Source organism: Natrialba sp. SSL1, assembly GCF_001861355.1.
Taxonomy (GTDB): Archaea; Halobacteriota; Halobacteria; order Halobacteriales; family Natrialbaceae; genus Natrialba.
This window is the reverse complement of sequence record NZ_MASN01000015.1, coordinates 1-710: the sequence shown is the minus strand read 5'-3', so window position 1 is coordinate 710 and position 710 is coordinate 1. Positions and strand designations below refer to the sequence as shown.

The following is a 710-nucleotide window of genomic DNA, read 5'->3' as shown; positions in this document are numbered from 1 at the left end:
AGATAATCCGGGAAGCACGATCATCACGGTGTGACAAGAGTTCTATGACACCCTCATTGTGCTGATTCTCTTGATTGGCCCCTGGTGAACGGCCGGGTACTAGTCTTCAGAAACTGGTTCCGAGACTGATTCGGAGCCGCTCCTGAATGCAGGAGGACGCTGCTCATCCTGTGAGTCCATTTCGACCGCACGAGCCTGAGCAACAGTTTCACGGAGAGTTCCGAACGCGGACGTACTGTGGACATCACTGCTTCCATACTCTACGAGACCGTGTTCTGCAAGCCGCGGAAGATGATGGTGATGGAGAGACACGCGAATTGACTCGGATACCACATCCGATTCCCACTCGGAGATCTGGCGGACGAGATCGTCAACCGTTGCTGCTTGGTTGTCCAAAAAGTAGTACAAAATGTACCGTCGCCGGGACGCAGACATCAATCCATAAACGGTATCGAGCCATGATCCACCGGAATCTGACATGATCTGGTCATACCAGAGACAGTTGAATAAGGTTCGCTCCAAAAGAATTTGGTACGAAGACCAACCAGTCATGCATGCGACAAGATCAGAAGTATACGATTACGTGAGTGTGGCGATCACGTCACTGGATTGAGGTATAAAGGAAACTGTGTCGTCTGCTTTCGACACGGTATACATGCAACACGCCCCGCAGAGCGATGACTCTACGGGGCGTGAGTATGAGTTGAAGT

At 51.3% G+C, this 710-nt stretch carries 1 protein-coding gene; it reads right to left on the bottom strand.

Annotation, left to right across the window (positions count from 1 at the left end; genetic code table 11):
• Positions 1–99: 99 nt before the first annotated feature.
• Entirely contained in the window at positions 100–435 is a 336-nt protein-coding gene (locus tag BBD46_RS23630) for a DUF7344 domain-containing protein (RefSeq protein ID WP_420883931.1), read from the bottom strand.
• Positions 436–710: the final 275 nt, after the last annotated feature.